This is a genomic window from Bradyrhizobium sp. UFLA05-109 (assembly GCF_054185165.1).
The window spans coordinates 1-25279 of record NZ_JBBIAR010000011.1 but is presented as its reverse complement, the minus strand read 5'-3'; the positions used below and the strand labels follow the sequence as shown (position 1 = coordinate 25279).

Annotated in this window: 20 protein-coding genes; 4 read left to right on the top strand and 16 right to left on the bottom strand. The window is 57.9% G+C overall.

All coding sequences use genetic code 11. The features are described from left to right. Positions 1 to 455 precede the first annotated feature (455 nt). A complete protein-coding gene (locus Q3C01_RS10015; protein ID WP_458145157.1) occupies positions 456 to 593 on the bottom strand; it encodes a hypothetical protein in 138 nt (45 codons plus the stop codon). Positions 594 to 1065: 472 nt separating this feature from the next. Between Q3C01_RS10015 and Q3C01_RS10010 the strand changes: the two genes are divergently transcribed. Continuing rightward, on the top strand, positions 1066 to 2100 hold the full coding sequence (locus Q3C01_RS10010; RefSeq protein WP_458145156.1) for a hypothetical protein: 1035 nt from the start codon (positions 1066 to 1068) through the stop codon (positions 2098 to 2100). Between the two features lie 66 nt (positions 2101 to 2166). Then, positions 2167 to 2415, top strand: coding sequence for a hypothetical protein (locus Q3C01_RS10005; protein ID WP_458145155.1), 249 nt, complete (start codon positions 2167 to 2169; stop codon positions 2413 to 2415). Between the two features lie 58 nt (positions 2416 to 2473). Here Q3C01_RS10005 and Q3C01_RS10000 read toward each other — a convergent pair whose 3' ends face one another. The 7 genes from Q3C01_RS10000 to Q3C01_RS09970 form a co-directional block, all read right to left on the bottom strand. Beyond that, a complete protein-coding gene (locus tag Q3C01_RS10000) occupies positions 2474 to 2869 on the bottom strand; it encodes a hypothetical protein (protein WP_458145154.1) in 396 nt (131 codons plus the stop codon). Between the two features lie 53 nt (positions 2870 to 2922). Beyond that, on the bottom strand, positions 2923 to 8154 hold the full coding sequence (locus Q3C01_RS09995; protein ID WP_458145153.1) for an Ig-like domain-containing protein: 5232 nt from the start codon (positions 8152 to 8154) through the stop codon (positions 2923 to 2925). 197 nt (positions 8155 to 8351) lie between these two features. Next, positions 8352 to 9812: a hypothetical protein gene (locus Q3C01_RS09990; RefSeq protein ID WP_458145152.1), complete on the bottom strand. Its 1461-nt coding sequence runs from the start codon at positions 9810 to 9812 to the stop codon at positions 8352 to 8354. Positions 9813 to 9948: 136 nt separating this feature from the next. Next, positions 9949 to 10926, bottom strand: coding sequence for a UDP-glucose 4-epimerase GalE (gene galE / locus Q3C01_RS09985; protein WP_458145151.1), 978 nt, complete (start codon positions 10924 to 10926; stop codon positions 9949 to 9951). A gap of 39 nt (positions 10927 to 10965) precedes the next feature. Further along, positions 10966 to 11958: a polysaccharide deacetylase family protein gene (locus Q3C01_RS09980; RefSeq protein WP_458145150.1), complete on the bottom strand. Its 993-nt coding sequence runs from the start codon at positions 11956 to 11958 to the stop codon at positions 10966 to 10968. Between the two features lie 10 nt (positions 11959 to 11968). Further along, positions 11969 to 12925, bottom strand: a complete 957-nt coding sequence (locus tag Q3C01_RS09975) for a glycosyltransferase family 2 protein (protein WP_458145149.1) — start codon at positions 12923 to 12925, stop codon at positions 11969 to 11971. Beyond that, positions 12922 to 13797 (bottom strand): glycosyltransferase family 2 protein, encoded by an 876-nt coding sequence (locus Q3C01_RS09970; protein ID WP_458145148.1) that lies wholly within the window; start codon positions 13795 to 13797, stop codon positions 12922 to 12924. The genes Q3C01_RS09975 and Q3C01_RS09970 overlap by 4 nt, the downstream gene beginning before the upstream one ends. 223 nt (positions 13798 to 14020) lie before the next feature. Here Q3C01_RS09970 and Q3C01_RS09965 point away from each other — a divergent pair, with 223 nt between their 5' ends. Next, on the top strand, positions 14021 to 15826 hold the full coding sequence (locus tag Q3C01_RS09965) for an ABC transporter ATP-binding protein (RefSeq protein ID WP_458145147.1): 1806 nt from the start codon (positions 14021 to 14023) through the stop codon (positions 15824 to 15826). A 170-nt stretch (positions 15827 to 15996) separates the two neighbouring features. Here the strand turns inward: Q3C01_RS09965 and Q3C01_RS09960 are convergent, their stop codons facing one another. From Q3C01_RS09960 to Q3C01_RS09940, 5 genes are all read right to left on the bottom strand, one after another. Further along, positions 15997 to 17034, bottom strand: a complete 1038-nt coding sequence (locus tag Q3C01_RS09960; RefSeq protein ID WP_458145146.1) for a glycosyltransferase family 2 protein — start codon at positions 17032 to 17034, stop codon at positions 15997 to 15999. 87 nt (positions 17035 to 17121) lie between these two features. Beyond that, entirely contained in the window at positions 17122 to 18657 is a 1536-nt protein-coding gene (locus Q3C01_RS09955; RefSeq protein ID WP_458145145.1) for a glycosyltransferase, read from the bottom strand. Positions 18658 to 18694: 37 nt separating this feature from the next. Next, positions 18695 to 19717: a glycosyltransferase family 2 protein gene (locus tag Q3C01_RS09950; RefSeq protein WP_458145144.1), complete on the bottom strand. Its 1023-nt coding sequence runs from the start codon at positions 19715 to 19717 to the stop codon at positions 18695 to 18697. Positions 19718 to 19896: 179 nt separating this feature from the next. After that, on the bottom strand, positions 19897 to 20880 hold the full coding sequence (gene galE, locus Q3C01_RS09945; protein ID WP_458145143.1) for a UDP-glucose 4-epimerase GalE: 984 nt from the start codon (positions 20878 to 20880) through the stop codon (positions 19897 to 19899). Beyond that, positions 20877 to 21836: a UDP-glucuronic acid decarboxylase family protein gene (locus Q3C01_RS09940; protein ID WP_458145142.1), complete on the bottom strand. Its 960-nt coding sequence runs from the start codon at positions 21834 to 21836 to the stop codon at positions 20877 to 20879. Before Q3C01_RS09940 ends, galE (Q3C01_RS09945) begins: the two co-directional genes overlap by 4 nt. A 182-nt stretch (positions 21837 to 22018) precedes the next feature. Between Q3C01_RS09940 and Q3C01_RS09935 the strand changes: the two genes are divergently transcribed. Then, complete coding sequence (locus Q3C01_RS09935; protein ID WP_458145141.1) at positions 22019 to 22951, top strand: glycosyltransferase family 2 protein; 933 nt, start codon at positions 22019 to 22021, stop codon at positions 22949 to 22951. A gap of 111 nt (positions 22952 to 23062) precedes the next feature. On the opposite strand, the gene Q3C01_RS09930 is transcribed toward Q3C01_RS09935, so the two are convergent. The 3 genes from Q3C01_RS09930 to Q3C01_RS09920 all read right to left on the bottom strand — a co-directional run. Next, positions 23063 to 23461: a hypothetical protein gene (locus Q3C01_RS09930; protein WP_458145140.1), complete on the bottom strand. Its 399-nt coding sequence runs from the start codon at positions 23459 to 23461 to the stop codon at positions 23063 to 23065. A 219-nt stretch (positions 23462 to 23680) separates the two neighbouring features. Continuing rightward, positions 23681 to 24379, bottom strand: coding sequence for a glycosyltransferase family 32 protein (locus Q3C01_RS09925; RefSeq protein ID WP_458145139.1), 699 nt, complete (start codon positions 24377 to 24379; stop codon positions 23681 to 23683). Positions 24380 to 24439: 60 nt separating this feature from the next. Continuing rightward, positions 24440 to 25279, bottom strand: an 840-nt coding sequence (locus Q3C01_RS09920) for a mannose-1-phosphate guanylyltransferase/mannose-6-phosphate isomerase (protein ID WP_458145138.1), incomplete at its 5' end; no start/stop codon positions are given.

The following is a 25279-nucleotide window of genomic DNA, read 5'->3' as shown; positions in this document are numbered from 1 at the left end:
ACATGATACAAAATTGTGCCATCAGATGAATATTTGGAGTTGCAATAGGCTGACGTTACCGGCGGGTCAGATTCGGAAGATGGGATCGATCCGGGGAGCCTCGGTGGAGATTCCCAGATGGTCTTTCGGTCCTTAACCGGTGCCCCCCATTAACCGCCAAAACCCACGAGTTAGGAACCTTGGGTCCGAAGCAACGTTAAGAAACACAATCTTTGGGAGAAAATCCTCGGCACTCCAATGCGTCTTCTTCTGGTAAGTCTTGACTGGCTATCCATCTCGCTCGGAACGCTGGCGCTTCGTCTAACGTACGGTTCCGGAACGTATCAAACCAAGGGGGCCGCAAGCCCGAAGCACGCGAAGTTCGACCGGCGTGAAGTGACGTCTCGCGAGGCAAGGAGCGACGGCGCATCACGAGCCGCTCCCTAGCACGGCGTCACGAATACGAATGCCCATCTCTACTTGCCGCCGCTGTCGTCGACCTTGCCCTCGTTCGCAACGCATTTGTTGAAGAAGGCCTGCTGATCGCGGCCCGTTCCCTTTGTGCTACCTGCGGCGGGATTTCCGGGCTCTCGAGGGGGAAACTGCTTGGCCATGAGTGCGCTGCACTTTCTGGCCACCTCGGCGGTGACGGCCGATGCGGGATCCGTCGCGGAGAATACAAGGAGAGCGACGAGGCACAGTGCGGCGGTTTCGGGTCGCAATCTGAAAAGCATAGTCTCACACTGAATTGACGCGTAGGACGCCTATCCTAGTTTCTTTTGGAGCATTTGGAACGCAGAAATCTCTGTGTGGTCACACCGAACATTCAAATCGGCATGAAGTGGCCGATCGAGAGGCTATCGGACCTTAAAACCGCTCGCGAATTCTGATCAGACAGAACAGCGATCGTCACTATGGCCCCACGGCAATAAGGCTGGTATCAAGGCTAGCCCTTGAAGAGACATGACTTTCCGGCCTGACTGAGGGACTTTGGCGGGGATGAGTTCGCGCGATTTGAGCACAACTGGTGAGGACGGAGCGGAGCCTGCCTCCGCCGAGGTTCAATTCGCCCTCGTGATTTCGCGCATGCTCGAGACGGTGCAGAACCATCCCGAGCACATGCGCCAGGTCGTCTATGATCTCGCCCGCTACAAGCTCGACGAGCAGTTCACCCACACGGATGTCCAAGATATTCGGCGATCAAAGCAGGCCCTGGAAACCGCGATCCGCGGGGTCGAGGAATTCTCGCAGCAGCAGGTCAGCATCCCGCCGCCGTCGGTGCCGCAACTGCCGGGCTCGAGCCTGGCAGCTGCTCGCCGACCGCCGATTCTGGAACTGCCGCCGGCAGCCGCAAGCACGAACATTGGGATTGGCCGCGGCCCCCTTAGAGCCCGCCACCGCTTCTGGTCCATCACAAGGCGAGCAGCCATTCTGCTACTTGTTGGCGGTGCGGGTGTGGTCGCCGCGCAGCAACGGGAGCGGCTCGCTTCGCTTGCAAGCTACTTCTCGCGCGACGGACGGCCAGCCGTCGCCACACCACCTGCGCCGGTAGCTCTTGCGACTGTCCGGCCCACCACAAGCACGCCGCAGCGTTCTCCCCTTCCGACCGACTACGGCGTCTATGCCGTGGTCAACGACCAATCGCTCGCTGAACTGACACTGTTGCCTGGGAGGCCACCGGATGTCCGCGTCGCCATCTCGGCTGCGTTCAAGGCTCCCGATCAGGCCGGCCTGCCGAATGGCAATCCGAAATTCATCGTGTTCCGTCGCGATTCAGCGAACAATGGCTTGGAGCGGGCCGAAGTGCGCGTCGTCGCCAAGATAGCCCGCGAATTCTCGGCGGAGGCGACGGGCAAAAAGCTGGGCGACAGCGACGACGCCTGGGTGATCCGCAACTTCTCCTACCCCTTCCGAGTGTCTCCTTTGCCCGACAGCCCGGAGATGTATGAGCTTCACAGCGAGGATCCTGCGCTGGAACTGCCGCCCGGCCGCTATGTGCTGATCCTGAAAAATCAGGCCTACTATTTTAAAGTGGACGGAGACATCATCGACCCGAGGCAATGCATCGAGCGGGTGGTCGCCACGAACGGCACCTTTTATTCCGCGTGCAAGAAACCGTGACCTCTTCTCAAGGGAGCAGCGAAGGTCTAAGTCCAGTTGAAGCGCAAACTCCACCGGATGGAGATCATGATGAATATCCTGAAGTGTTTGCTCATCGCGGCATTGGTTTCCACGCTCGCCGCTCCGACCTTGGCCCAAAATACCCAGCAAAGGAATACAACGGTCCGATCGCAGGGCTACACCACCGGTTCGCGCGCGCCGGTCGCCACTCAGCCCAGTAACAATCCTTTCCGGAATCCGATTGGGCAGGGTGTTCCGCCGGCCGCTTCGGCTAATCCAAATCTAAATAGTAATCGCACCAACGTCCCCCGCTAGGTTGCGGCTTTTCGGTTCGCAGAAGGGCGTGTTAAGCCATGCCCGTCTGCTAACATGCTCATTGCCGGTTGACATCCACCTCAAGAGAGGAGGCTCCGTCGACGTGCAGGGAAGTGCCGCTGATCTCGATTTTGAAATAATCCGAACTGCCAGCGGAATCCGCGAAATAGCGGAAAGACGGTCCCTCCACGATGAGGCGTCCGGCTTTTGGCGGTTCGACGATCGAGACCTTGTCGATCATGAGCGTCGACCAGCGCAGGCCCTGGATGCATTGCTCGCCCGATTTTATCTTGATCGACCAGCGAATGGTGTCGGACCTCAATCTGAACGCCTGAGGATGCAGGATACAGGTGCCTCCGGCAAGCGCCGCAGAACACGCCAAGGCCTGGACCAGGAGCGCGGCGATAATTCCTCGAAGCATTTTACCCCCGGTTTGAAATATTCCGTCAAACAAGGGATAGCTTTTACGCTGCTCGCAGCTCCAAAGCGAGAGCTGCGACGGGCCTCCTAAGCGTGCAGGAGGAAGCCATGAAGATCGATGAGGTCGATATGAGATGTGAGCTCGATATGAGCCGTCCCCTGCTCAAGAGCGCGATCGAAGTTCGGTGCGGTCGGTAAGCCTTGATCCTGTGCATGGTCGGCCGCGATCAAGGACTGAGCCGGACCAGCGACGGCGGTCCCGGCGAAGTTGAAGGCATCGCCAATAACTGCTGCAGCATGAATTGGCGTTAGAGGCGGCATAGAGGCCTTCGCAAAGTAAAAGTTGAACTGATCGACGGGCGGATCGATGACCAGAGTGCCTCCGCTTCCGTCGTTCGACAGATTGAACGTCGAATGGGTGTAGTCGCCGACCAGCTTGATTTGCGCCGTATGGTTTTGCGTGTCGGAGACGATAAGCACTCCGCCCAATGTGTCGCCAGAATAGGCAACCTTCGTGCCAGATCCGAACAAGATGTCCTTGAGATCGAGAATGTCCGAAGCCGACGGGTCTCCGTTGCCGGAGAGGCCATAGACCTTTCCGGTGAACTGTGAGGCGTGATCGAGCACCAGGGTGCCCGTCGCAGCGGCGAACATGACCGCGCCTGACACCGTGCCGGTCAACTCGAGCGTCGCGCCTGCCTCGATCGTCACCGCCTGGCTCATATTGCTCAGGCCAAGGACCGCCTTGCCGGAGATATCCAGCGCGGTTGATGCCGCGTTGATCACGCCATCGCCGTTGAGGTCCTGCAGGAAAGTGATCTCCAGGCCCTTCAACGTGCTGCTGGTCCCGGACACGTGAAGATAGGACGTCTCGTTGCCGTTGTTGTCCGTGGTCCAGATCGAATATTGACCGCTGCCGAGCGACCAGACGACCTGGTAGCCGGTCGCGGTCTTCTCGGCCCCGAGCGGGACGACATGGCCGGTCGGGTCGATCACCTGGACTACGCCGCCAAACTTCAGCTCGGCGTTGTAGCCGGTGCTCGCGGTACCGACATAGAAATTGTTGCCGATCTGGGCCAGGCCCGCCGAGCCGTTGGTCTCGATCAGCGACGTGGTGGCTGCCGTCGCTGCGGCTGGTGCCGCCGCGGCCGCTGGCGCGCCGATCACGCCATCGCCGTTCAGGTCCTGCTGGAAGGTCGTTTCCAGGCCCTTCAACGTGCTGCTGGTCCCCGCCACGTGAAGATAAGACGTCTCGTTGCCGTTGTTGTCCGTGGTCCAGATCGAATACTGGCCGCCGCCCAGCGACCAGACGACCTGGTAGCCGGTCGCGGTCTTCTCGGCCCCGAGCGGGGCGACATGGCCGGTCGGATCGACCACCTGAGCGACACCGCCAAACTTCAGCTCGGCATTGTAGCCATTGCTCGCGGTGCCGACATAGAAATTGTTGCCGCTCCTGATCAGGCTCGCCGATTCGATCGACTCAATCACCGTTCCGACGACCGGATCGAGCACGGCCGATAGATTGCTCAGGTTACCGGCCGCGTCCGTTGCGGTCGCCGTGAATGCATGCGACCCGTCGGAAAGCGATCCGGTGGTGACGCTCCACGTTCCATTCGACGCCGTGACCGCCGTCCCGAGAAGCGTCGTCCCCTCGTACAGCTTGATCGTGCTGCCGGCCTCCGCCGTCCCCGACACCACCACCTTGTTGGACGCGGCCAGCGTATCCGAGACGAGAACCGGCGCGTTGGGCGCAACTGTATCGACGATGACGTTCAAGGCGCCCGACACCGTGCTGACATTGCCGGCCGCGTCCACCGCCTTGCCTGTAAAGGCATGGGTCCCGTCAGTCAGCGTGCCGGTCGCAAACGACCAGTTGCCGCTGGCATCGACAGTGGCGGTGCCGATCTGCGTCGCACCGTCGGACACCAGGACCTTGCTGCCCGCTTCCGCCGTCCCGCTCAATGTAAGCTGATTGGCTTTCGCGATGCCGTCGCCTGCGATGTTGCTGTCCGGCGAGAAACTCGCAATCGATGGGGCATTTGGTGCAGTTGCGTCGATGGTGATCGTAACAGAAGTTGAAACGCCGCTGACATCGCCAGTGCCGTCTGTGGCAACCGCCGTGAACGAATGGCCTCCGTCCGCCAGGGCCGACGTCGAAAAGCTCCAGACGCCGTTACCATCAGCCGTCGCGATCCCGATCTCCGCTGTCTGATCGAATATCTTGATCGTTACTCCGGCTTGTGCCGTTCCGGTCAGGGTCAGCTGGTTTGCATTCGTAAGTCCGGCGGCGGTCGACGTGGTCGAGCCCGCGAGAGACATTGTCGGTCCTGTCAGCCCCGCCATGGTCATGGATGCGCCAGTGGCGGAGACGAACGCGTAATCGGACGATGACAGCTGCGTCACCCCGGCGATCCGGAAGCTATCGGTTCCACCCGCATAGTGAACGGTCCACTCGTCCCCGACATTTGTCAGATAAGCACCGGCGTCGTAACCCTTCAGCACCAGCTTGTCGTGCTCTGCTGTCGCACTCGTGAACACGTGGAAGTCAGCTATCGTGTCGTGGCCACTTCCGATGCCATAGATGAACGTGTCATTGCCGGCACCGCCGAACAGCCAATCGTCGCCACCGGCACCGTTGAGAACGTCATTCCCACTGGAGCCAGCCATCCGGTTCGCCAGATCGTTGCCGACGCCGGTAAGTCCTCCCGTCATCAGGGTAAGGTTTTCGACATTGGCAGGCAGCGTGTAGGATGACCAGGCCTGAACACTGTCGATGCCGCCGCCAGGATTTTCGATGATCTTCTGGTTTGGATTGCCGATGACGTAAGTATCGTCGCCGGTCCATCCCACTAGGGTGTCATCGGCGTTCACCGCCGTGATCTGATCATTTGCGGCAGTGCCGTAAACGATATGGCTGCTGGTCGAGCCGCTGATCCAGGACGTAATGGTGCCCCCCACCGGCAAAGTCGACGGCAGCTGGAAGTCGTCGCTGGTGAAGGCCGAGATCGTCGTGTTGCGAAAAACCAGCGTGTCCTGGCTGGTCAGCGCGAGATACACGTCGTTTCCGACCTGCGTCATCGCCGCCTTGATGTCGTCGAAGGACGTGAACGCAAAGCCGTTCAGTTGGACGATATCATGTCCCGCAGCTGATCCCGGCGTGAAGTCGGTGATGATGTCCGAACCGTCGCCAGAGTTGATTACGAACGTGTCGGCGCCCCCGCCGCCAGTCAGGATGTCATTGCCGAGTCCGCCGGTGATGATGTTGGCCGCATCGTTGCCGATGATGATATTGGCCTCGGAATTGCCGGTGCCGTTGATCGCGGCCGACCCTGTCAGCGTCAGGTTTTCGACATAGTCCGGCAGCTTGTACGACACCGACGACATGACCGTATCGACGCCGCCGCCGTAGCTTTCGACGACTTTGGCGCCGGGATCCGTGACAATATAGGTATCGTCGCCGAGGCCGCCGGTCATCGTATCGGCCCCGCCGGCGCCGCCGAGCAGTTCGTTGCCTGACGTTCCGGTCAAGGTGTCCGCATCTGCGGTGCCCGCAATGGTCGTCGTGGGAGCGCCGCTGGTCAGAAGCGTGTAGTTCGCAAGCGTGTATTCCGGCAGCTGATAGGCCTTGATGTAGTCAATGCTCATCTGCGCCGTCGCGCTGGAATCCGCGTTCCCGGCCCAGCTTCCACCCATCGCCAGGTTGGCGATCATGTACATCGCGGTGTTCATGTCGGACGGGGTCGCGACCTGTCCGACTTCGACCCCATCGACAAAATAGGTCAGCGTATAGGGGGTCCACTCCACACCAAAAGTGTGATCACCGGCCGCAAGATCGGAGGTATTCGCCCAATAGCCTTGATTCGACGTACTCGAAGAAACGAAGCCATAATGGGATAGGTCGGGATCCTTGCCCAGCGCTTCAAGCGCATCGAGTTCCGTGCCGAGACCATGCGTGTTGATCGGTAGCATCCAGAAGGCAGGCCAGGCGCCCTTAGTGTCAGGCAACGTCGCCTTCATCTCGAAGTAGCCGTAGGTCTGAACGAAGCTGTTCTCGGTCGTGATCACGCCCGATGAGAATTGATGATTGCCGACATAGGCAGCATCGTTCGATGGGATGGGCGCCGCCGTAATAACGAGATGGCCGTCCTGTATGGAGAACGGATTGAGGCCCAGCGGGCTCGGCGCCTTACTTCCTGGCAGGCCGGTGAAGCTGGGGTCGACATAGACTTCCTGCTCGCCGGAAAGCGTGTAACTTGCTGTTCCGCTCCAGGCGTAGTTTGTCTTCCAGGTCAGATGCGGATCCTGGCCCGCGGAGAACGAATTGAAATCATCGCCAAAGGTCTGAATCAATCCCGTAGGCGCCGTGACGATATTGATGTTGGCCGTCGTGAATTTCTGAACCTGTGTATTTTCAAGCGTTATCTTCTCGCCGTTGCCGAGCGACAGAACGACATCCGTGCCGACCTGTTGCATCGCCGCCGTGACGTCGGCGAGCGTCTTGAAGGTCGTGCCGTTGATCTGGAGAATGTCCCCACCGGCGCCGGTTTGAAAATCCGTGATGATGTCGTTGCCGTTTCCGGTCCGGATGACAAAGGTGTCGCTGCCGGCTCCGCCGGTGAGGACATCATTGCCCTTGCCGCCGTCGATCATGTTGTTGCCGGCGTTGCCGACGATGATGTTATCAAGATCGTTTCCGGTCGCAGGCGAGTTGTAACTTCCCCCAAGCGTCAGATTCTCGACATTCGGCGCGTTGACGAGACTGTAGCCGTCGATCATGCCGTCGTAGATGGTGTCGATGCCCTGACCGGCGAGTTCGACCACCTTCGTTTCGTGATTGTACATGAAGTACGAGTCGTCGCCGGCGCCGCCGATCAGCGTAACGCCATCTCCCATCGCCTGCAGCGAGTCGTTCGTCGCGCCCCCCGTAAGCGTCCCCCCGGCTCCGACCGTGGTCCACGCCGTATTCGGCGATGCGCTGACGGGCAGCGGATTGTCGAGGACGACGTTTGCCGCCGTGAGAGACGAGAGCGCAACGTTCTGCAACGTCAGCGTCTCGCTCGACGAGAGCGTGACGACAACGTCCGCGCCCATCTGCTTCGCGGCCGACATGAAATTTGCGAACGTTCCGAAACCGTAGTTCTGCACGCGAAGCACGTCTCCACCCGTGCCCGCTTGAAAATCGCTGATGGTGTCGGAGCCGTACCCTTTCGAAATAACGAAGAAGTCGCTGCCGGCGCCGCCGGTTAACAGATCGTTTCCGGTACCGCCGAACAGGATATCCGCGCCGGAAGTACCGTTGATCGTTAAGGCATAGGTCATGATGGTCGCGCGCTCTTGTTGCACGACGACCATCGAAGACAGGCATCAATGGCGACTTAGCCGTATGCGGACAATTTGAGATATGGGGCGATTCTCGAGCGACTCCGATAACGAGGCTTACCTTTACGAATCTTTTGGCCTTCACGATGCGCCGTAGATTTCCGGGCTCATTGCTTTGCAGCATCGGGGCGAACACCTCATCGGGCTGCGGTTACCCGGTTGGCCTGAGGACTTATCGCGGCAATGACACAGGCCGTCGTCGCTAACAGGAGCGGCCAAGTTGGAGCTATGTACCTCTCTAAACCACTCTCGACAGTTGCTGTCGCTAGATAGCTTAAGTGGACGCAGCCCGCCATGAGGAGAGCTTCCGGCCCCCCCTTTGCCCGCATCCATCGCCGTGGATTTCGACACAGCATCACGAGCATCAAAGCGTTTCCAAGCAGGAACGAGATGCTGAAACAGCGGACGATCCAAACCTTCACGGCGGCTCTAGGCTCCGGTATCACGTGGAAGTATTCGTCCGCGCCCATTTCGCTTCGTTCAAACGCTGAAAGGTACGGCAACGGTCCCAACGACCGATATGACGCTTCCAACGACTCCTGCTCGGACGGAGTTAAGATTCGAGGCATCAGCCATAGAGCTGTGTAATCCAGTGCTGAAAGGGACAGGTATTCCCACGGATCATTCTTGATAAACGAACCAGCCAAAGCGCCAGCGAGCTTGCCTTTTTGGTAGTCAGATGCTGGCTCCCATCCAGGAAGTTTCTCATCGAACTCCTGCCAAAAGACAAACCACCTCAAGCACTCATAGTATTGTCTCACAACCAGCATCTTGAGAATGGGATCATGAATCCTATCCAACGCCTGGCGAACTGGAGCCACTTCTTCCGCAATCCAGGCAGTCGATTCATCCGATGGTTGAACAGGTTTCGCAACGACTAGTCCGCGGCCGAGAAGACTCATACCTCCCCAGGATCCGATTCTAAACTGGCCGTTCCGCAGCTCATTGCTGCTGGCAGCAACCACGGCGCAGAACGCAACGGGAAGAACAAAGGCGAGGAACACTCTGCGAGTGCTGGAAAAGCCTACGCGCTTGAGCTGGATAAGCAAAAACACGACTACCGCAGGCACAATCGCAAGACCGATTGTCCTGGTTATACAGGCCAACCCGAGCAAACTCGCCGACCCGACCAGGAAGAGCAATCTGTTCCGCGCACCATACATGATGAGCAGCGCAATACCGGAGATGAGGCTCGCCTCGTAAAGAGGATCCGACATGACCTGAACAACATTACTGAACGGGCGCGCCAGGCTCGCGGCACCCAGCACAATCCAAGCCGCCACAACGCTCCGGGCCCTCCAGCCAATGACCAGTGCGAGAAGGAAATGACTTAGAAAGAGCAGCAACAGTTGAAAATGCGGCAGGTACGACAAATCCCCGACAATCGCCCGATAGGCATCGAGAAAGAGCGTATATCCATGCGGCCGATAGTCCGCGCCAGCGAGATAACCGGCGGAATCATTCCCCATTGATGGCTCTCGCGGCAACTCTCTGAGACGCCACAGCCAGATCCCTCCTTCCATAACCATCATGGCCAGCACCCAACGGCTGCAACTGCGCACCCACACGCGAAACTCAACGGAACATTCTTGCTTCATTGCCGCTCTATCTGATTAGGCAGGATTGTGGTCTCGTAGAATCTGATCTGGGACTCAATGAGGAGCTTTACCCTCGCGGGAGCCCGGCATGACGATCAACAATATTCTGGCAGTCAACCATCCCCCCCACGATGGATCAAAACGATCGAGATTGCTCCCATTCAAGGGTGCTTTTAATGATGGCATCGAGCGTGTCGAACATCGGAGTCCATCCAAGCTCGCATCTAACCAAGCTGGTGTCCGCTACAGCAGCCATAGGATCGCCAGCGCGACGAGCGGCCAGCCGTATTTTGAGTTTCGAGCCTGCGGCAAGCTCGACCGCGCGCAGAACCTCCAGAACCGAATAGCCATGACCATATCCGCAATTGACCGTCAGACTTGGTTCGCCGCTTCTGAGACGAGCGACGGCGAGGCGATGGGCGACGGCCAGATCCTTGACATGGATATAGTCTCGAATGCAGGTTCCGTCAGGGGTTGGGTAGTCTGTGCCAAAAATCTCGACAAGATCCCTCTTGCCCAAGGCCGCTTCGCTTGCAACCCTTATCAAGTGACTGGCTCCCATCGCAGCCTGTCCAACTCGTTTCTGTGGATCTGCACCGGCTACATTGAAGTATCTCAGAATGGTATGCTTCATGGCATGTACCCTCGACGCATCCTCCAGCATCCATTCTGACATTAGTTTGGAGCGTCCATACGGAGAAAGAGGTCGAACCGGATCGCTCTCCTTGACGGGCTGAAGTCCATCGAAGTTGTAAACGGCAGCCGTCGACGAAAAGATGAAGTAAGAGACATTTCCCTTGATTGCAGTCTCGATCAAGCTCCGCGTCTTACAGGTATTGTTCTGGTAATAATTGAGCGGTTTAGCGACGGACTCCGGCACCTGGATCGAGCCAGCGAAATGAATAATGGCATCGATCTTGTGCTCTGCAATGATGCTTTCCACGAGCATGTCATCGCCAACATCGCCAACAACTAACCTGGCATTCGGAGATACGGCCGCCTCCAAGCCAGTGGAGAGGTCATCGAGGACGATGACTGCCTCGCCCGCGTCGACTAACTCGTGGACCGTTTGGCTGCCGATGTAGCCTGCCCCGCCCGTCACCAGAATAGGCATTCGCAATGCGTCCTTTCAAATGGGGCTCGTCTGTTGCAATCACGAAACCTCGCGAAGGGCCCGCGCGAAGGTCTTACCATTCCAATCCACTACCTGAATTCTCGGAAGCAGAAATAAATCGGCGACCGGGCGACCGAGGCCCTTCTCTTCGGTGGAGCAGGCCCATTCAAAGCCGCAATCTCGTGCTAGACGCGCCGACTGTTCGTCGAATTCTCCATACGGATAGGCAAACCCCGCGACGCGGCGACCGCTCAACGCATCGCAAGCCGCTTTGCCCTCCGCCATCTCTCGCCTTTGCTCGTCGACCGATAGCGATGGCAGCACCGGATGGCTGATCGTATGGCCGCCGAGTTCGATCGAACCGTCAGCCAAAAGCTCCGCGATCTGAGCGGATGACATTGGGAAATCCTGTTCCGACGCGGGGGCCGCACCAATCTGCGAGCGCAATAGCGCCATCGTCGCAAGGATTTCGGCATTGGAACGCAGGCGAAGCTTCCCCCACACCTCCAGATAGGTCCTCTGTCGCTGCGTCTTCGGCCCAGTCCACGTTCTCCAGCTGGTCGCTTCGACATCCATGCCCGGGGGAATCCGAAGGCTCACCTCCTCGGCGCCGATCCTGACTGTCGCCTTGATCCCATCCGAGTTGAGCAGAATCATCCGCGCAAGCTCATCCCACCAGTATTCTGTGCGAGAGCCAACGGTCCCAGTAGCGAGGAATAGCGTCGCGGCAAGATCATACCGGTTAAGTATCGGCTTAGCGTTGACGAGATTGTCCACATACCCGTCGTCGAATGTTACGGCCACGGCATCGCGCGGAAGCACATTGCGTTTATAGCGGTCCACCAGCTCGGCGAGCGGCATCACGGTGCGCGAGGCTCGCAACAGCGCCATTTGCTCATCGAAGTGCGCGGCACTGACAGCCAATCCCCAAGGATCAATCCTGGGTTCAGCGACCCGATGATACATCAGGATGACCGGCTTTGGACGAAGCAGTCGGATCATGCGGATGACACGTTTGCGAACTGAGAACATGCCTGTTTGCCTACCGGTGGAGAACTTTGCGAACTCTACCCTTCACTCGACGCAACACCGGCCGCATGAAACGCGATAGAAGCCCGCCAATCCTGTCCAATATCTCGAATGCCCGATCCGAACTACGCAGCTCGTTCCTATGCTCAGGATAGGCCGCGAGGCTCCTGCGGAGAACTCTTTCGACATCCAAATAACGAACTCCGGTTTCGGATAGATATTCAGCAATCCATTCCAGAAATGCCTTTCTGGCAGAATGCGGCTCAAATCGACTATAGAGACCAGAGTCGGAGGCGACTGCGGACGTTGACGCCGGATGCTGGCGATAAACGGCTCTTGCGACGTTCGAAACCAGAACGGGATAGTGCAGGAACAGCCTCACCCAAAGAGTCTGGTCCTCGTAAAGCCTGAAGTCCTCGTGAAATCCTCCCACGGCCGTGATGGCGCTGCGGCGTATCAAAACACTACACGTGCATGGGACCTCTCCCTTCTGCAGGAGCAATACATCCCGGAGCAGTGTGGGTGGCCGGTGCAGCCGATTGGCGTGGGCGGACATGTCTTCAACCCAATCCCGCTGCTCTTCCCCGGGGTGCCACCAGCGGGTCGGCCCATAAAGCATCATGGCCGCGGGATGCGCCCGCATCAGCGAAACTTCTTCGGCCAGCTTGTCGGGATCGATGAGGTCGTCGGCATCGAGGAACGCGATGAACTCGCCCCTTGCGGCGATGATTCCTGAATTTCTCGCAGCGGCTGCGCCATGGTTCGATTTCGCGTCACGAATGATCAGCCGAATTCGATCGTCGACGTCCGCGGCAGCCTGAGCCATGGCCAGGCTTCGATCCGTCGATCCATCGTCGATCAACAGAAGCTCCCACGCCGGAAATGTCTGGTCACGAACGCTGGCGATCGCTTCGCCAATATGCGCTTCGGCGTTGAGGAACGGCGTGACGATCGATACAACTGGCGTCACGCCTCAGTCCTCATCAGATGAACTCTGCCCATCTTCATCCTTAGGACGTCGCACGAGGCAGCTATCAGCACACGAAGATACCTCTTCCAAGTTCTAACACCTACACTTGGCCGGCCGGCCAAATATTTGCCGACCCATCGCAAGAACCTAAGACGAGCAGTTGCGTCTTCGCCTGCGGCCTCAGAGACAGCACAAAGACTGTGCGGGTGCTGACGATACTTGGCCCATACCCGATCGGATACGAACACAGGAGCGTTCAACATTATTTTCGCGAAAAACGCCTGGTCCTCAAACATTCCTTCGAAATCAGGATCAAAGCCTCCGACAGCGACAGCAAGGTTTCGCGGCATCAATGCGTTGCACGTCGTGGGGGTCTGATAGACATTCAAAAGCAGGTTTTCGAAAAGGTGAGGCGGCGCGTAGGCTCTGTCCGGCACGACGCCGAGATCATAGTGAAAATCCTGCTGATCGCCCCGCGCAGGAGAGTACCATATCGTAGTTCTCCCATAGACCATTCCCAATGATGCGTCGGCTTTCAGAATCGCCAGTTGCTCCTCCAGCTTGTTCGGAAGCCAAACGTCGTCCGCATCGAGGAATCCGATGTACTTTCCTCGCGCATTGGCGACCCCGAGGTTTCTAGCCGAACCGGTCCCATGATTCTCGCCGTCCGCATGCTGAACAAGCCGAATCTGCTGGGGCCTCGCCGTGACGTATTCCTCGGCAATCGAGGCACTCTCATCGGTAGATCCATCGTCGACAACGATAAGTTCCCAGTCCCGCAGCGTCTGGACGACGATGCTATCAATGGCGTCACGCAAGAACTCCGCGCCATTGTAGACGATGATGATGGCAGACACCGTTGGATCAACCATGGGAGCGCAGCCGTCTGCAGGCCCGGCTGCGTGCGATTTCTCGTCGTCCTCGGGTCATTCAAATGCCTTGGTTAATCGCGCCATATCGCGAAAATGCTCCTCACCTATTTCCATGACGCGTTGGAATCGGTACTGTTGCACGCATGCCGAAGGTGAAAAATACTATGGATATCATACCGATAAGTCGGTCCTCCGCCAACGCCACCGTGCCGGGACAGTTAACTTGATCGATCGAATCCTGCGCGCCTTCTGGCCTGGGGTGACGGGCAGCCCGCTCTGGGAAATTTCTAGGCGCTATGCTTGGGCCGTCCCGGTGGTCGCGCTGTTGAGCTTTCTGGCGACCACGCTCGAGGGCCTGGGCATCGGTGTGCTCATTCCGCTGATGGGAACACTGCTCTCGACGCAGCCATCCGAGCCTTCGGGCCTCTGGGCCTCGATCACCAAATTGGCCGGCACGACCGATCCCAACGTCCGGCTCGCGCTTTTCGGGATGACTATCCTCGGCTTTGTGATCCTGAAGAGCCTCATCCAGGCCATCAACACCATGTTCATCGCCTGGATCGATGGCCGCGCCGGAAATGATATCCGGGCAGCGTTGTCGCTGCAACTATTCACCGTCGGATTTCCATTTTTCCTCGGTGAGGATCGCTCCCGGCTCTTAAATATTCTGTCGACGGAAGCCTGGCGCGTATCGGATGCGATGCGCTCACGCTTCAAGATCCTTGTCGATGCAGTATCAGCCCTAGTTTTCGCAGTACTGCTCTTGCTGATCAACTGGAAGCTAACGATTATCGTCGCTGTCGGAGCGATCGTCATCCGCACGATCCAGGTCAACTTCGTACGACGCGTCCAGATGATGAGTGACGAAGTATCCTCGTCAAACACGCGCTTGGCAGAGCGGATGGTACGCACGATCGACGCGATCCGTGCCATCCACATCTTCAATCAGGAGGAAAGAGAGCACAAGAATTTTGTAGCCGCCTCAGAAGAGGTGCGCCGCTCCCTATTTCAGATCGATCGAATATCCGCGATCGCCTGGTCGTTTCTCGAAGTAGCTCTGGCCATCTTGTTCATTGGGCTGTTGATCGGCGCCCATTTGGCTGGCACGCCGTTTCCGATACTCTTCACGTTCATGGTCGTTCTCTACCGCTTCCAACCGCTGATACGCAGCCTGAGCGGCGCAAACATAACGCTCGCCGCCACGGAAGCGTCCGTCAGGGAAGTTGAATGGTTGCTCACTCCGGCAGGCAAGCCCGCCCCGCCCTGTGGCGCGAACCTGTTTTCACAGCTGTCGGGACCGATCACCTTCGACAACGTTAGCTTCAGCTATGGTTCAGGCGGCAAGGCGCCAGCAATCCATCGCTTGAGCTTTACGTTGACTCAAGGCCGAACGACCGCGCTGATCGGTCGATCCGGCTCTGGCAAGAGCACCATCGTAGCCCTCCTTTGCCGCCTCATCGAACCCGATGAAGGACGCATTCTGGTCGGTGGCGGCCCACTGAGCAATCTAGACCCACGGAGTTGGCGGGCCCGCCTCGGCCTGGCTGGACAGGACGTTGACCTGATCGATGGCACGATCCGCGAAAACATCGATTACGGCGAACCAGGAGCTGATCTGACCGCGATCGCCGAAGCGGCGCGACTGGCCGATATTCACGAATTCATCGACGGTCTGCCCGATGGCTACAATACGCGCGTCGGCACACGCGGCCTGGGCTTGTCAGGAGGGCAGCGCCAGCGCGTCGGCCTCGCGCGGGCGTTCCTGCGCAGACCCGACGTCCTGATCCTCGACGAAGCGACGAATGCTATCGATGGCCTCTCTGAAGCCGCGATCCTTTCACTTATTCGCGACAGCGGCTGGAAGCCAACCACCTTGGTCGTGAGCCACCATGCTTCGACGCTTGTCTTCTGCGACGACGGTGTCGTGATTGATCGTGGAACTCTGGTCGAGAGTGGTCCGCTCCGAGAATTGGAGGCGAGTCGCCAAATGCTGTTCACTGCCACCGAAGCCGGGGGTCGTGAACGGTAATCGTAGCGGAGCACCTTGGCGCGCTGAAACCAAGACAGTCATGGTTCTGCCGTGTGCCTCGATGGACGTTCTTGGAGCCGGCGCAGTCTTCGCATCCTATCGCGGCCCACTCTGAGAGTAGTCACGTTCGCGAAAACCGACGTGCACTAATCGCCGCAGGGCCCCCGAAGCTATCGCGAGGGCTCTGATATTTTGCTCGTGCCACCAGCACCGGCAGCGCCGCAATCAGCGATCCAACGACGGTAGTCAGTTGTTTCGACGAGGAAGCCATTTTCGAGTAGTTCGTCCACCGCCTGCAGTCTGCGGGCGGATGCTCTCTTTAGCGCAAGTTGCGGCCGGCGCTTAAGGCCGTTGAGGTATGAGACGTACTCGTCGGTCGTCAAATAGCCGTAGCGACCACTTTCAACCGCCTCGGCGACCTTCGTGTAGAACGATGCCACAAAAGGAAAGTGCAGAAGCACTCCAGAGATGTCAGCCAGTCGCGCGTTTAGTGCGTGATGCCAAGTCACGAAGGGTCTTAATTTTCCGTCCATCCGAAAGAGCGAAACTTTCGAGAGCCCATTACTCGTCCCAAAGATGGCCTTTCGAATACCGCCGCTGTGCGACATGATGGCCGGGTTTGAAACCACTCCGAATGAGTATGGAATCTTCTCAATATCGGACAGATCATAGAAAGGATATTGCGAGCAGAGATCCTGGCCTGGCTCGATCTTCGCATCCGACAACGGGCGATCGCTGAACATGTCGAGCATTTGGGTCACGACAGCATTGAAACCTCTGCCGTTCAGATAGCGTACGAAATCCAACAGGGCGATCTTGCGCGACCGGGGAAAGTCGAACTGCTCGTCCACGTCGACGCACAGACACCAGCGACCGCGGCAATATCGCTCGGCGAGGTATCTTTTCATTGTATTCTCATACGCGTGGTACGGCGCATAAGTCCTCAGCAGAGTCACATCGGGCTGCTGCGACAGAAAGTCGACGGATTGGTCGGTGGATCCGTTGTCGAGGATGACAAAGTTCCTGATGCCCAGAGCCCGGTGGTGAAAGAGAAACGACTCGAGCCAAGGCCCGCCATTTCGCATTACGCTGATGACGATGACGTCGTCAGGCCGGGAATGAAGCTCAACAGGCCCACTGAGATGCCTGACACGGAATGGCAATAGCAGACCCCTCAACCCGAACTGGACAGCGTCGATCTTGTTCACGCGTCCGACAAGGGAACGTAGTCTATCCAGAAACATGGTAGGATCTGTTTTTCATAGAGAGTGACTACTACGGCAGATACCCTGGGATCAGCCATGGGCGCGCAGCCGTCTCCACGCCCGACGAGGAAATTGCTGCCACCCGGGGGGCTTCGCGGCCCTGATGTTAATTGTTACCGGAAAGCAGGGATCATATTCAGCCAACTTTTCGGCATCAGCTTCTTCCGCCGCAAGTCCCTGCAGAAAAAGCGTTGCGGCGTAGACATTGCCGTCGCTGTCGACATCCACATATTTCTTCCCGAAGACATCGGCAAACAGGCGACGCGCCGATGCTTCGGTCAGCGACCAATACCAGTCCTTGCCCCACGTCCCCCGATCGATCCTCGTAATTCCTGGCACCGTGACGAGCGCCACGCCGCCCGGCCGAAGTGCACGATACATTTCGCGAACGGCGGCACCCATGTCGTAGATCAGATGCAGCGTTTGGGTGACCACGAGGCAATCGAATGCCTCGCCTGGTAGGATGCCTTTCTGGGAAAGATCCCCGACAATGGTGGCCGCCGGGTTTCCCGCCGCAACGAACAGGACGTCTTGCTTGGTGATCTGCTCAGCCCCAAAACGCCTGGAGTAAGTGTCATCTCCGATCTCGAGAACGCGTCCACTGATCGAGGAACGATTTCGGCGCAGGAAGTCCTCAATATAAATCCGGTCGATTGGTGTTCCCCGATCAAAGCCAAATTCATCGCTGATCGGAACGGTGCGCGCGAGATCAGCTATATCGACCCTTGCCAGGCCCGGAGGCGCAGCCACTCCTGGCGCCTTCCACCCACTGTCCATCATTGACCTGTAGTAAGTCCGCCAATGCTGCTGCCCGCTACGCCAGGCCTCCGCAAGTCTTGGCGCTTTCGAGGCGAACGGCCATTGCCGATCGTGGACCTTCGTCACCCAAGCTAGCATCCGGCAAAGGTCATTCGACATGTTGGTGCCGTGTTGACGGTACTCTGCAACGATTTCCTGACGCACGGCGATCGGATAGCGCTGCGCGAGCCTGAGATAGACGTCGTAATCTTCGGCCCGAAGCAGGCTGATATCGAAACCGCCGCATTCGAGCAGGCGTTCGCGAAAATACGTCACCGTTGCGTGCATGCCGATGTGATTTCCGTAAAGCAGATCACGGTAGTCCAGCGACGCTGGGGGCCGCATGTCCTTGCCGACGGGCTGACCGTCAGCATCGACGCGCCGATGCCCGCCAAATGCGAATGCGCACTCGGGCCTTGCCTGCAGCGCGGCGAGGCCAGCCTGTAGCGCGACTGGCAGAAGTCTGTCGTCGGCGTCGAGAAAAACGATCAGCTCCGAGCTCGCGGCCTTGAGACCATTGTTTCGGGCTGCAGCAAGGCCCTGGTTCGATTGCCGAATGAGTCGAACGTGATCGTAGCGTTCCACCACCGTCTCGGGCGCATCACTTGATCCGTCGTCAACCACGATGACTTCATCGGCTGGATGCACCTGCAACAGGATGCTGTTCAGTGCGTCGGCAAGAAAGTGCGCCTGGTTGTAGACGTTGACGATAACGGCAATCCGGTAGGCCACGGACTCAGTGTCTGACTGTGAAAGCTCGCGCGTCATCTCTCGTAGTCCCCTGGTCATTCAACTGCCCCCTCGGTCATTCCACAGGCGATTTATCAGCGGTCGCCGCCTCTCGACCGGCGTGATCGGTCAACCAGCGCCGGTAGTTTGTCGAGTCGACTAGGAAACCATTGTCCAGCAGCTCGTCCACCGCTTGCAGTTTCCTCGCGGATTCCCGCTTGAGCGTTAACTGCGGCTGCTGCTGGAAGCCGTCCAGATACGATACGTATTCGTCCGTGGTCAGATAACCGTATCTCCCGCTCTTCACCGCTTCAGTGACCTTCGCCCCGAACGAATCGACAAACGGGAAATGCAGAAGGACGCAGGAAATGTCCGCCAGGCGTGCATGCAATACGTGGTGCCACCAGGCGAACGGCCTGATTGTTCCATCCATGAAGAAGAGCGACACTTTCGAAAGACCATTGTTGGTTCCAAAAACGGCCTTCCTGATGCCGCCGTGATGCATCTTGATCGCCGCATTGGATACCTCGCCGATTCCGTATGGCGTCTTGACGATGTCAGAAAGGTCGTAAAAGGCATACTGTGCTCTGAGCTCGCCATCCTGGTCGATTCGCGCTTCCGAAACGGGTCGGTCGCTGAACATGTCCAACATCTGGGTCACGACTGCATTGAAATCGTAGTCGCGCAGATAATGAATAAGCGACGCCAGTCCAATCCTGGTCGATCCCGGGAAATCAAACTGTTCATCCGCGTCGACGCAAAGACACCAGCGACCGCTGCAAAAACGCTCTGCAAGATATCGTTTCATCGTATTTTCATACGCGTGATACGGCGCGTCAGTCTGCAGCAAGGTGACGTCAGGCTGCTGCGACAAAACCCGAACCGAGCCGTCAGTAGACCCGTTGTCGATTATGACAAAGTGCCTCACGCCCACCTTGCGATGGTGAAAAAGAAACGATTTGAGCCATGCCTCGCTGTTTCGCATGACACTGATGACGATCACGGCGTTAGCATCGCTGTGGATCTCGAGCGGACCGTGAAGGTGCTTGATTTTGAAAGGCAGAAGCATACCCCGGAGACCGAATTGAACGATATCCAATTTGTTCAACCGTCCTACAAGGGATCGAAATCTGCTCCTGATCATGACGCTAACCTAGTCTTTTACAAATCGATTGGGAGATACGGGGCCGGCGCCCGCGATCTGACGCTCAAGAGCGTCTCGTCGAACCTTGGCATGAGAGCAGGAAAAGCCGCTGATACATGCTCGTCCCTTCTCGGTCACGCGCGAACTCGACGATCGCGCCATCGCAGCGCGGTCTCGATGATGAAATCGATCTGCGAGTACTGGGGTTGCCAGCCAAGCTCCCGTTCCGCCTTGGCGTAGGAAGCGATGAGCACCGGTGGGTCGCCTTCGCGCCGCGGACCGTACCGCACCGCCGGGGCGCTCGCGGCAATACGACCAACTGTCTCCACCAGTTCAAGCACGCTCGTACCGATACCGGTACCGAGATTGAAGGCGTGAACTCCGCCCTGCCCCATCAGCATCTCGCCGGCCAGCAGATGTGCCTGGGCGAGATCGCTCACGTGAATGTAGTCTCTGATCGCGCTGCCGTCGGGCGTTGGAAAATCCGTCCCAAGGACGGTGAAAGAACGCCCCGGACTGCGGGCGGCTTCGATCACCAGCGGAATGGCGTGGGTCTCGGGTTCGTGACACTCACCGATTTCTCCGCCCGGATCACAACCTGCCGCATTGAAATATCTGAGGGAGACCGAGGCCATGCCGTAGGCGCTGCCATAGTGTTCAAGCATGCGCTCGATGATCATTTTCGTCCACCCATACGGATTGATCGGCGATTGCGGATGGCTCTCGTCGATCGGCACGTCCTGAGGAATGCCGTAGCTCGCGCATGTGCTGGAGAACAGAATGCGGCCAAATCCGGTTGCGCGCATCGTTTCGAGGAGCACGAGCGTACCGGCTGTATTGTTCGAGTAATACAGCGCGGGATCAGTCACCGATTCACCCACATAGGCCAGAGCCGCAAAGTGCGCCACCAGATCCGGCTTGTGCGTTTCCAACGTGCTGCGCAGCCGCGCCTCGTCACGAATATCGCATTCAATCAGCGGTCCCCACCGGACGGCCTCTCGCCATCCACGTGAAAGATTGTCAAGAGCGATGACCCGCCATCCGGCGTTGGCGAACGCCTTGCAGCAATGCGACCCGACGTAGCCGGCGCCCCCTGTGACAAGCACGGTTCTCGTCATGCTGCACTATCGCGCAGCAAGTCGTCGAAATATGCGATCGTCTTGCCAAGACCGTGGCGCAGCTGAACAGATGGCGACCAGCCGAGCGTATCGCGCGCCCGGCTGATGTCGGGCTGTCGCTGCCTCGGGTCGTCGGCGGGAAGTGGCATGAACTCGATCACCGACTTCGAACCGGTCAGCTCGATGATAGTCTCGGCAAGTTCCATCATTGTGAACTCGACGGGGGTTCCGAGATTGATTGGGCCGGTGATCTCATCGTCCGTATCCATCAGGCGGACGAGGCCGTCAATCAGATCGTCGACATAGCAGAAAGAGCGGGTCTGCTTGCCGTCGCCGTATATCGTGATGGACTGACCGGTAAGGGCCTGCACGATAAAATTCGAAACCACCCGGCCGTCGTTGGCCTGCATGCGCGGGCCATACGTGTTGAAGATGCGCGCGACCTTGATCGAGATATCGTGTTGACGCCGGTAATCGAAAAACAGCGTCTCCGCACAACGCTTGCCCTCATCGTAGCAGGAGCGCGGACCAATGGGATTTACCCTACCCCAATAGCTCTCGTCCTGCGGATGCACCTCAGGATCTCCGTAGACTTCCGAGGTTGAGGCCTGCAGGATTTTCGCCTTAACTCTCTTTGCTAGGCCGAGCATGTTGATTGAACCATGCACGCTGGTCTTCGTGGTTTGCACCGGATCGTATTGATAGTGGATAGGGCTGGCCGGGCAAGCCAGATTGTATATTTCGTCGACCTCAACATACAGCGGGAAGGTTATGTCGTGCCGCATCAGTTCAAAGCGAGGACACTTTAGAAGCTCGCGCACATTGCCCTTGGAGCCTGTGTAGAAGTTGTCCACGCAGAGAACTTCGTGTTCTGCGCTAAGCAATCTCTCGCACAAGTGGGAACCCAAAAATCCCGCGCCACCAGTGACTAATATTCTCTTTCTCTGAAGCGTCAATGATGTAACCCTCTGAAATTACGTGAAGTTTACTCTTCCGAGCTGTAAGTCTCGCAATCCAGTAGGCTTACAGATAAGATTCTAACTAATTTGGCAGGCCGGTACAGTTTAATCAAAATAAAGCATTAAGAGTAGTTGTGCGCCCCCCTCACCACTCAGCCAATCGATTGGTTTCGGTAGTTGTGCCGGCGTTCAACGCCGAAAACACTATTCGTGAGACCGTTAGCAGTGCGTTGAATCAGACTTACCGCAATCTCGAAGTCATCATCGTCGATGACGGCTCCACTGACCGGACTAAGAGAGTTGCCGCGCAGCTCACCCAGGATGATCAGAGGGTTCGCTACGTTTATAAGGACAATGGCGGAGTAGCGTCAGCTCGCAATCACGGAATTTCCGAAGCGCTGGGTGAGTTCGTCGCTACTCTCGATGCTGATGATCTCTGGTATCCGACGAAGCTTGAGCGGCAGCTTGAGCGATTCGAACAGAGCGGACCAGAAACTGCGCTGGTGTATGCGTGGTGTTGCTGGATCGATGACCACGGCAACGTCACGGGCTCGGCCCCACCGACGCGGCTGGAAGGAAATATCTTTGCGCAGATGTGTCTGGGTAACGTCGTCATCAGCGGTAGCAACGCGCTCGTCAGACGAGGAGCACTGATTTTCGCAGGAGGGTTCGACGAGTCGCTTCGTTCTCGTGGCGGACAAGGCTGCGAAGACTGGAAACTATATCTCCAGATTGCAGAGCGATACGCCATAGCATTGGTGCCCGAATATCTTGTTGGATATCGCATCTCGCCCGGCTCGATGTCCGACGACGTCCAACAAATGATGCAATCGAGGCGGCTGGTAGAAGCGGAATTCGTCACTGCTCACCCGGGGCTGGCCCTACAGTTTGCGCGCGGCCGGGCGATACTCGCACGTTCGCTCGCGCTGCGTGCGATCGATCGCGGCCAAATTGGCGACGCAATCGAATTGCTGACCAGTCAATCACGGGGGCGGCTGACGACGGGCATTGCTACCTTGGCGTGGTTACTCGGAGGCTTGGCTCGGCGTTTGCTAAGGTGGATGAGACGGGACAATTCGGCCGCGAACAGCAGGTTTCTGCCCCTGCGCTGAAGCTTCCACGTAGCCGACTAATTGGTTAGCAGCAGCCTGAATATGGTTTTGCCCCAGCCCGGCATGCGCTAGCAATCGTCTGGATACTCCGGTCGCAGCCCGACAGACGCCTTAAGGCTTTTCAGGCGCAAGCTCATCGGTCGGATAGAAGCGAGCCTGGCGGGCCTCTGCCAAGAGCCTGCCCGTCGCAGACTTGGCCACTGCTGTCCATTGGTACACGTCGGGCCGGCAAGGGCCGAATGTTCGAATGCTTCCAGCAGGCACAACTCCGCTCGCAGGCATGGGCACTTCCTCCCCGCCCATTTCCCTCGCCCCTTGGGTTAAGGTCAGCAACAATAACTTCGCGTCGGCGGGAACATTGCGAAGTCGAATCTCGGGATTCGGAAAAAGCGTGACGCACCCCGTTGTGCCCTGCCAAGAGAAATCTATGATCATCATCGGATCAGCTGCAACAGAGCCCGACATCGAGATCCAGGCGACGAGTAAGGCCCAACAAAACTTGGACGACATAATTCCCCCTGACGAACAAGAAGTTCAACAAGACAAACAGAAGCTTGGCATCGCCGCACACGGAACGACCTGCGGGTCAAGACCTATAGAGAGGATTTCCTCTCCAGCAGGACCTCAACAGAAGTTGAAATCGACGCGCCGTTCAACAATGAAGCTTCTTCTCCAGTGGGTAGCGCTAAACATCGAGAATATTCTAGTGCTCTGGTCGGCGATCGGTCTTCATCTATTTGGGATGAGCCCGCGAACCACGCGCTTCCAAAGCGGCTTGGGCGGACGCCAAGCACCAACACAATGATGTATCGCGAAAGTTTCTTCCGTGGAGAAAGGGCCTTCTCGATGGGTAAGAACTACGGGCGGATAGAGATGAAAATCCTCCCTAAGGTGTTGCTCTTCTACCCGATACTGAAAGCCAAAGCCACCAGCTGCCACCTGGGCCAAGATTCTGCTTACGATCGTGCGGTCCTGCGTACCGTCGGGTTTGATAAAGGAACGAGTGTCGTAACGTTCAATGCAAGCTTCGACCCAAGGGTGATTCGGTTCAGCGCCCACGATAGCGCCTTCAATCGCAATTTCTTTGATTTTGGGCCAGTGCTCGATTGACGAGAACGCACGATGCTTGAGGAAGCGATCAAAAGGCTTGAAGACTTCAACGTCAGAATCCAGATAGACTCCTCCCTCTAGCGCGAGCGCCTTGAGTCGGATGTAATCCGATGCGAATGCCCATGCTCGAACCGCGAGCGCCTCACGCACAAATCTCGCATCAAAGGACGACACTCTTTCCATATTCCACCGGACGATCTCATAGTCCGGCATGTGGCGTCGCCAACTCTCGATACAACGTCTATTGAGTTCTGGGAGCTCATCATCGCTGAGCCAGATGTAATGGATTCGACGAGGAATGCGTTGGGAAGATGACATCGATGATCGGACCTACGTTTTCGTATCAGCAAGTTCTTGGCGGCGTTCGTCGCTGGATAGTCATGCTCTCTGATAGTCGTCTTCAATCCGGATGATATCGTCCTCCCCGAGATAGCTGCCGGTCTGAACCTCGATCAGCTCCAGCATGATTTTACCGGGGTTCTCCATTCGGTGCACGGCACCCATCGGGATATAGATCGACTCGTTCTCGTGCACCGTCTTGACGGTCTCGTTCACGGTGACCCGGGCCGCGCCGCGGACCACGATCCAGTGCTCGGCGCGATGATGATGCTTCTGGAGCGACAGCCGCCCGCCAGGCTTCACCACGATGCGCTTGACCTGATGGCGCTCACCATTGTCGACCGACTGATAGCTGCCCCAGGGACGATGCACCTTGAGATGCTCCTCGGTGACCTTCGGGGCCACCGTCTTGAGCTTCGTCACGAGACGCTTCAGGCCGTTGGCATCCTTCTGGCGCGAGACCAGCACGGCGTCGGCGGTCGCCACCACGACGAGATCGTCAACACCTTCGAGCGCGACCAGTGCAGAATCGGTCGTGACGTTGCAATTGCGGGAGTCTTCGAACACGGCGGTGCCGTGCGCGGCATTGCCTTGGGCGTCCTTCTCCGAAAGTTCCCACACCGCAAGCCAGGAGCCGACATCAGACCAGCCGCAGGACACGGGAACGACCGCGGCACGTGCGGTCTTTTCCATCACCGCATAGTCGATCGAGATCGCCTTCGCAGAACCAAACGCCTTCGGCTCGAGCGTGACGAAGCCAAGATCGCGGCCGGCGTTCGCGACGGCCTCGGAGACCGCCTGCACGCTCGTCGCATCGAACTTGCGATACTCGTCGAGCAGAACAGCGGCCGGAAACATGAAGTTGCCACTGTTCCAGAG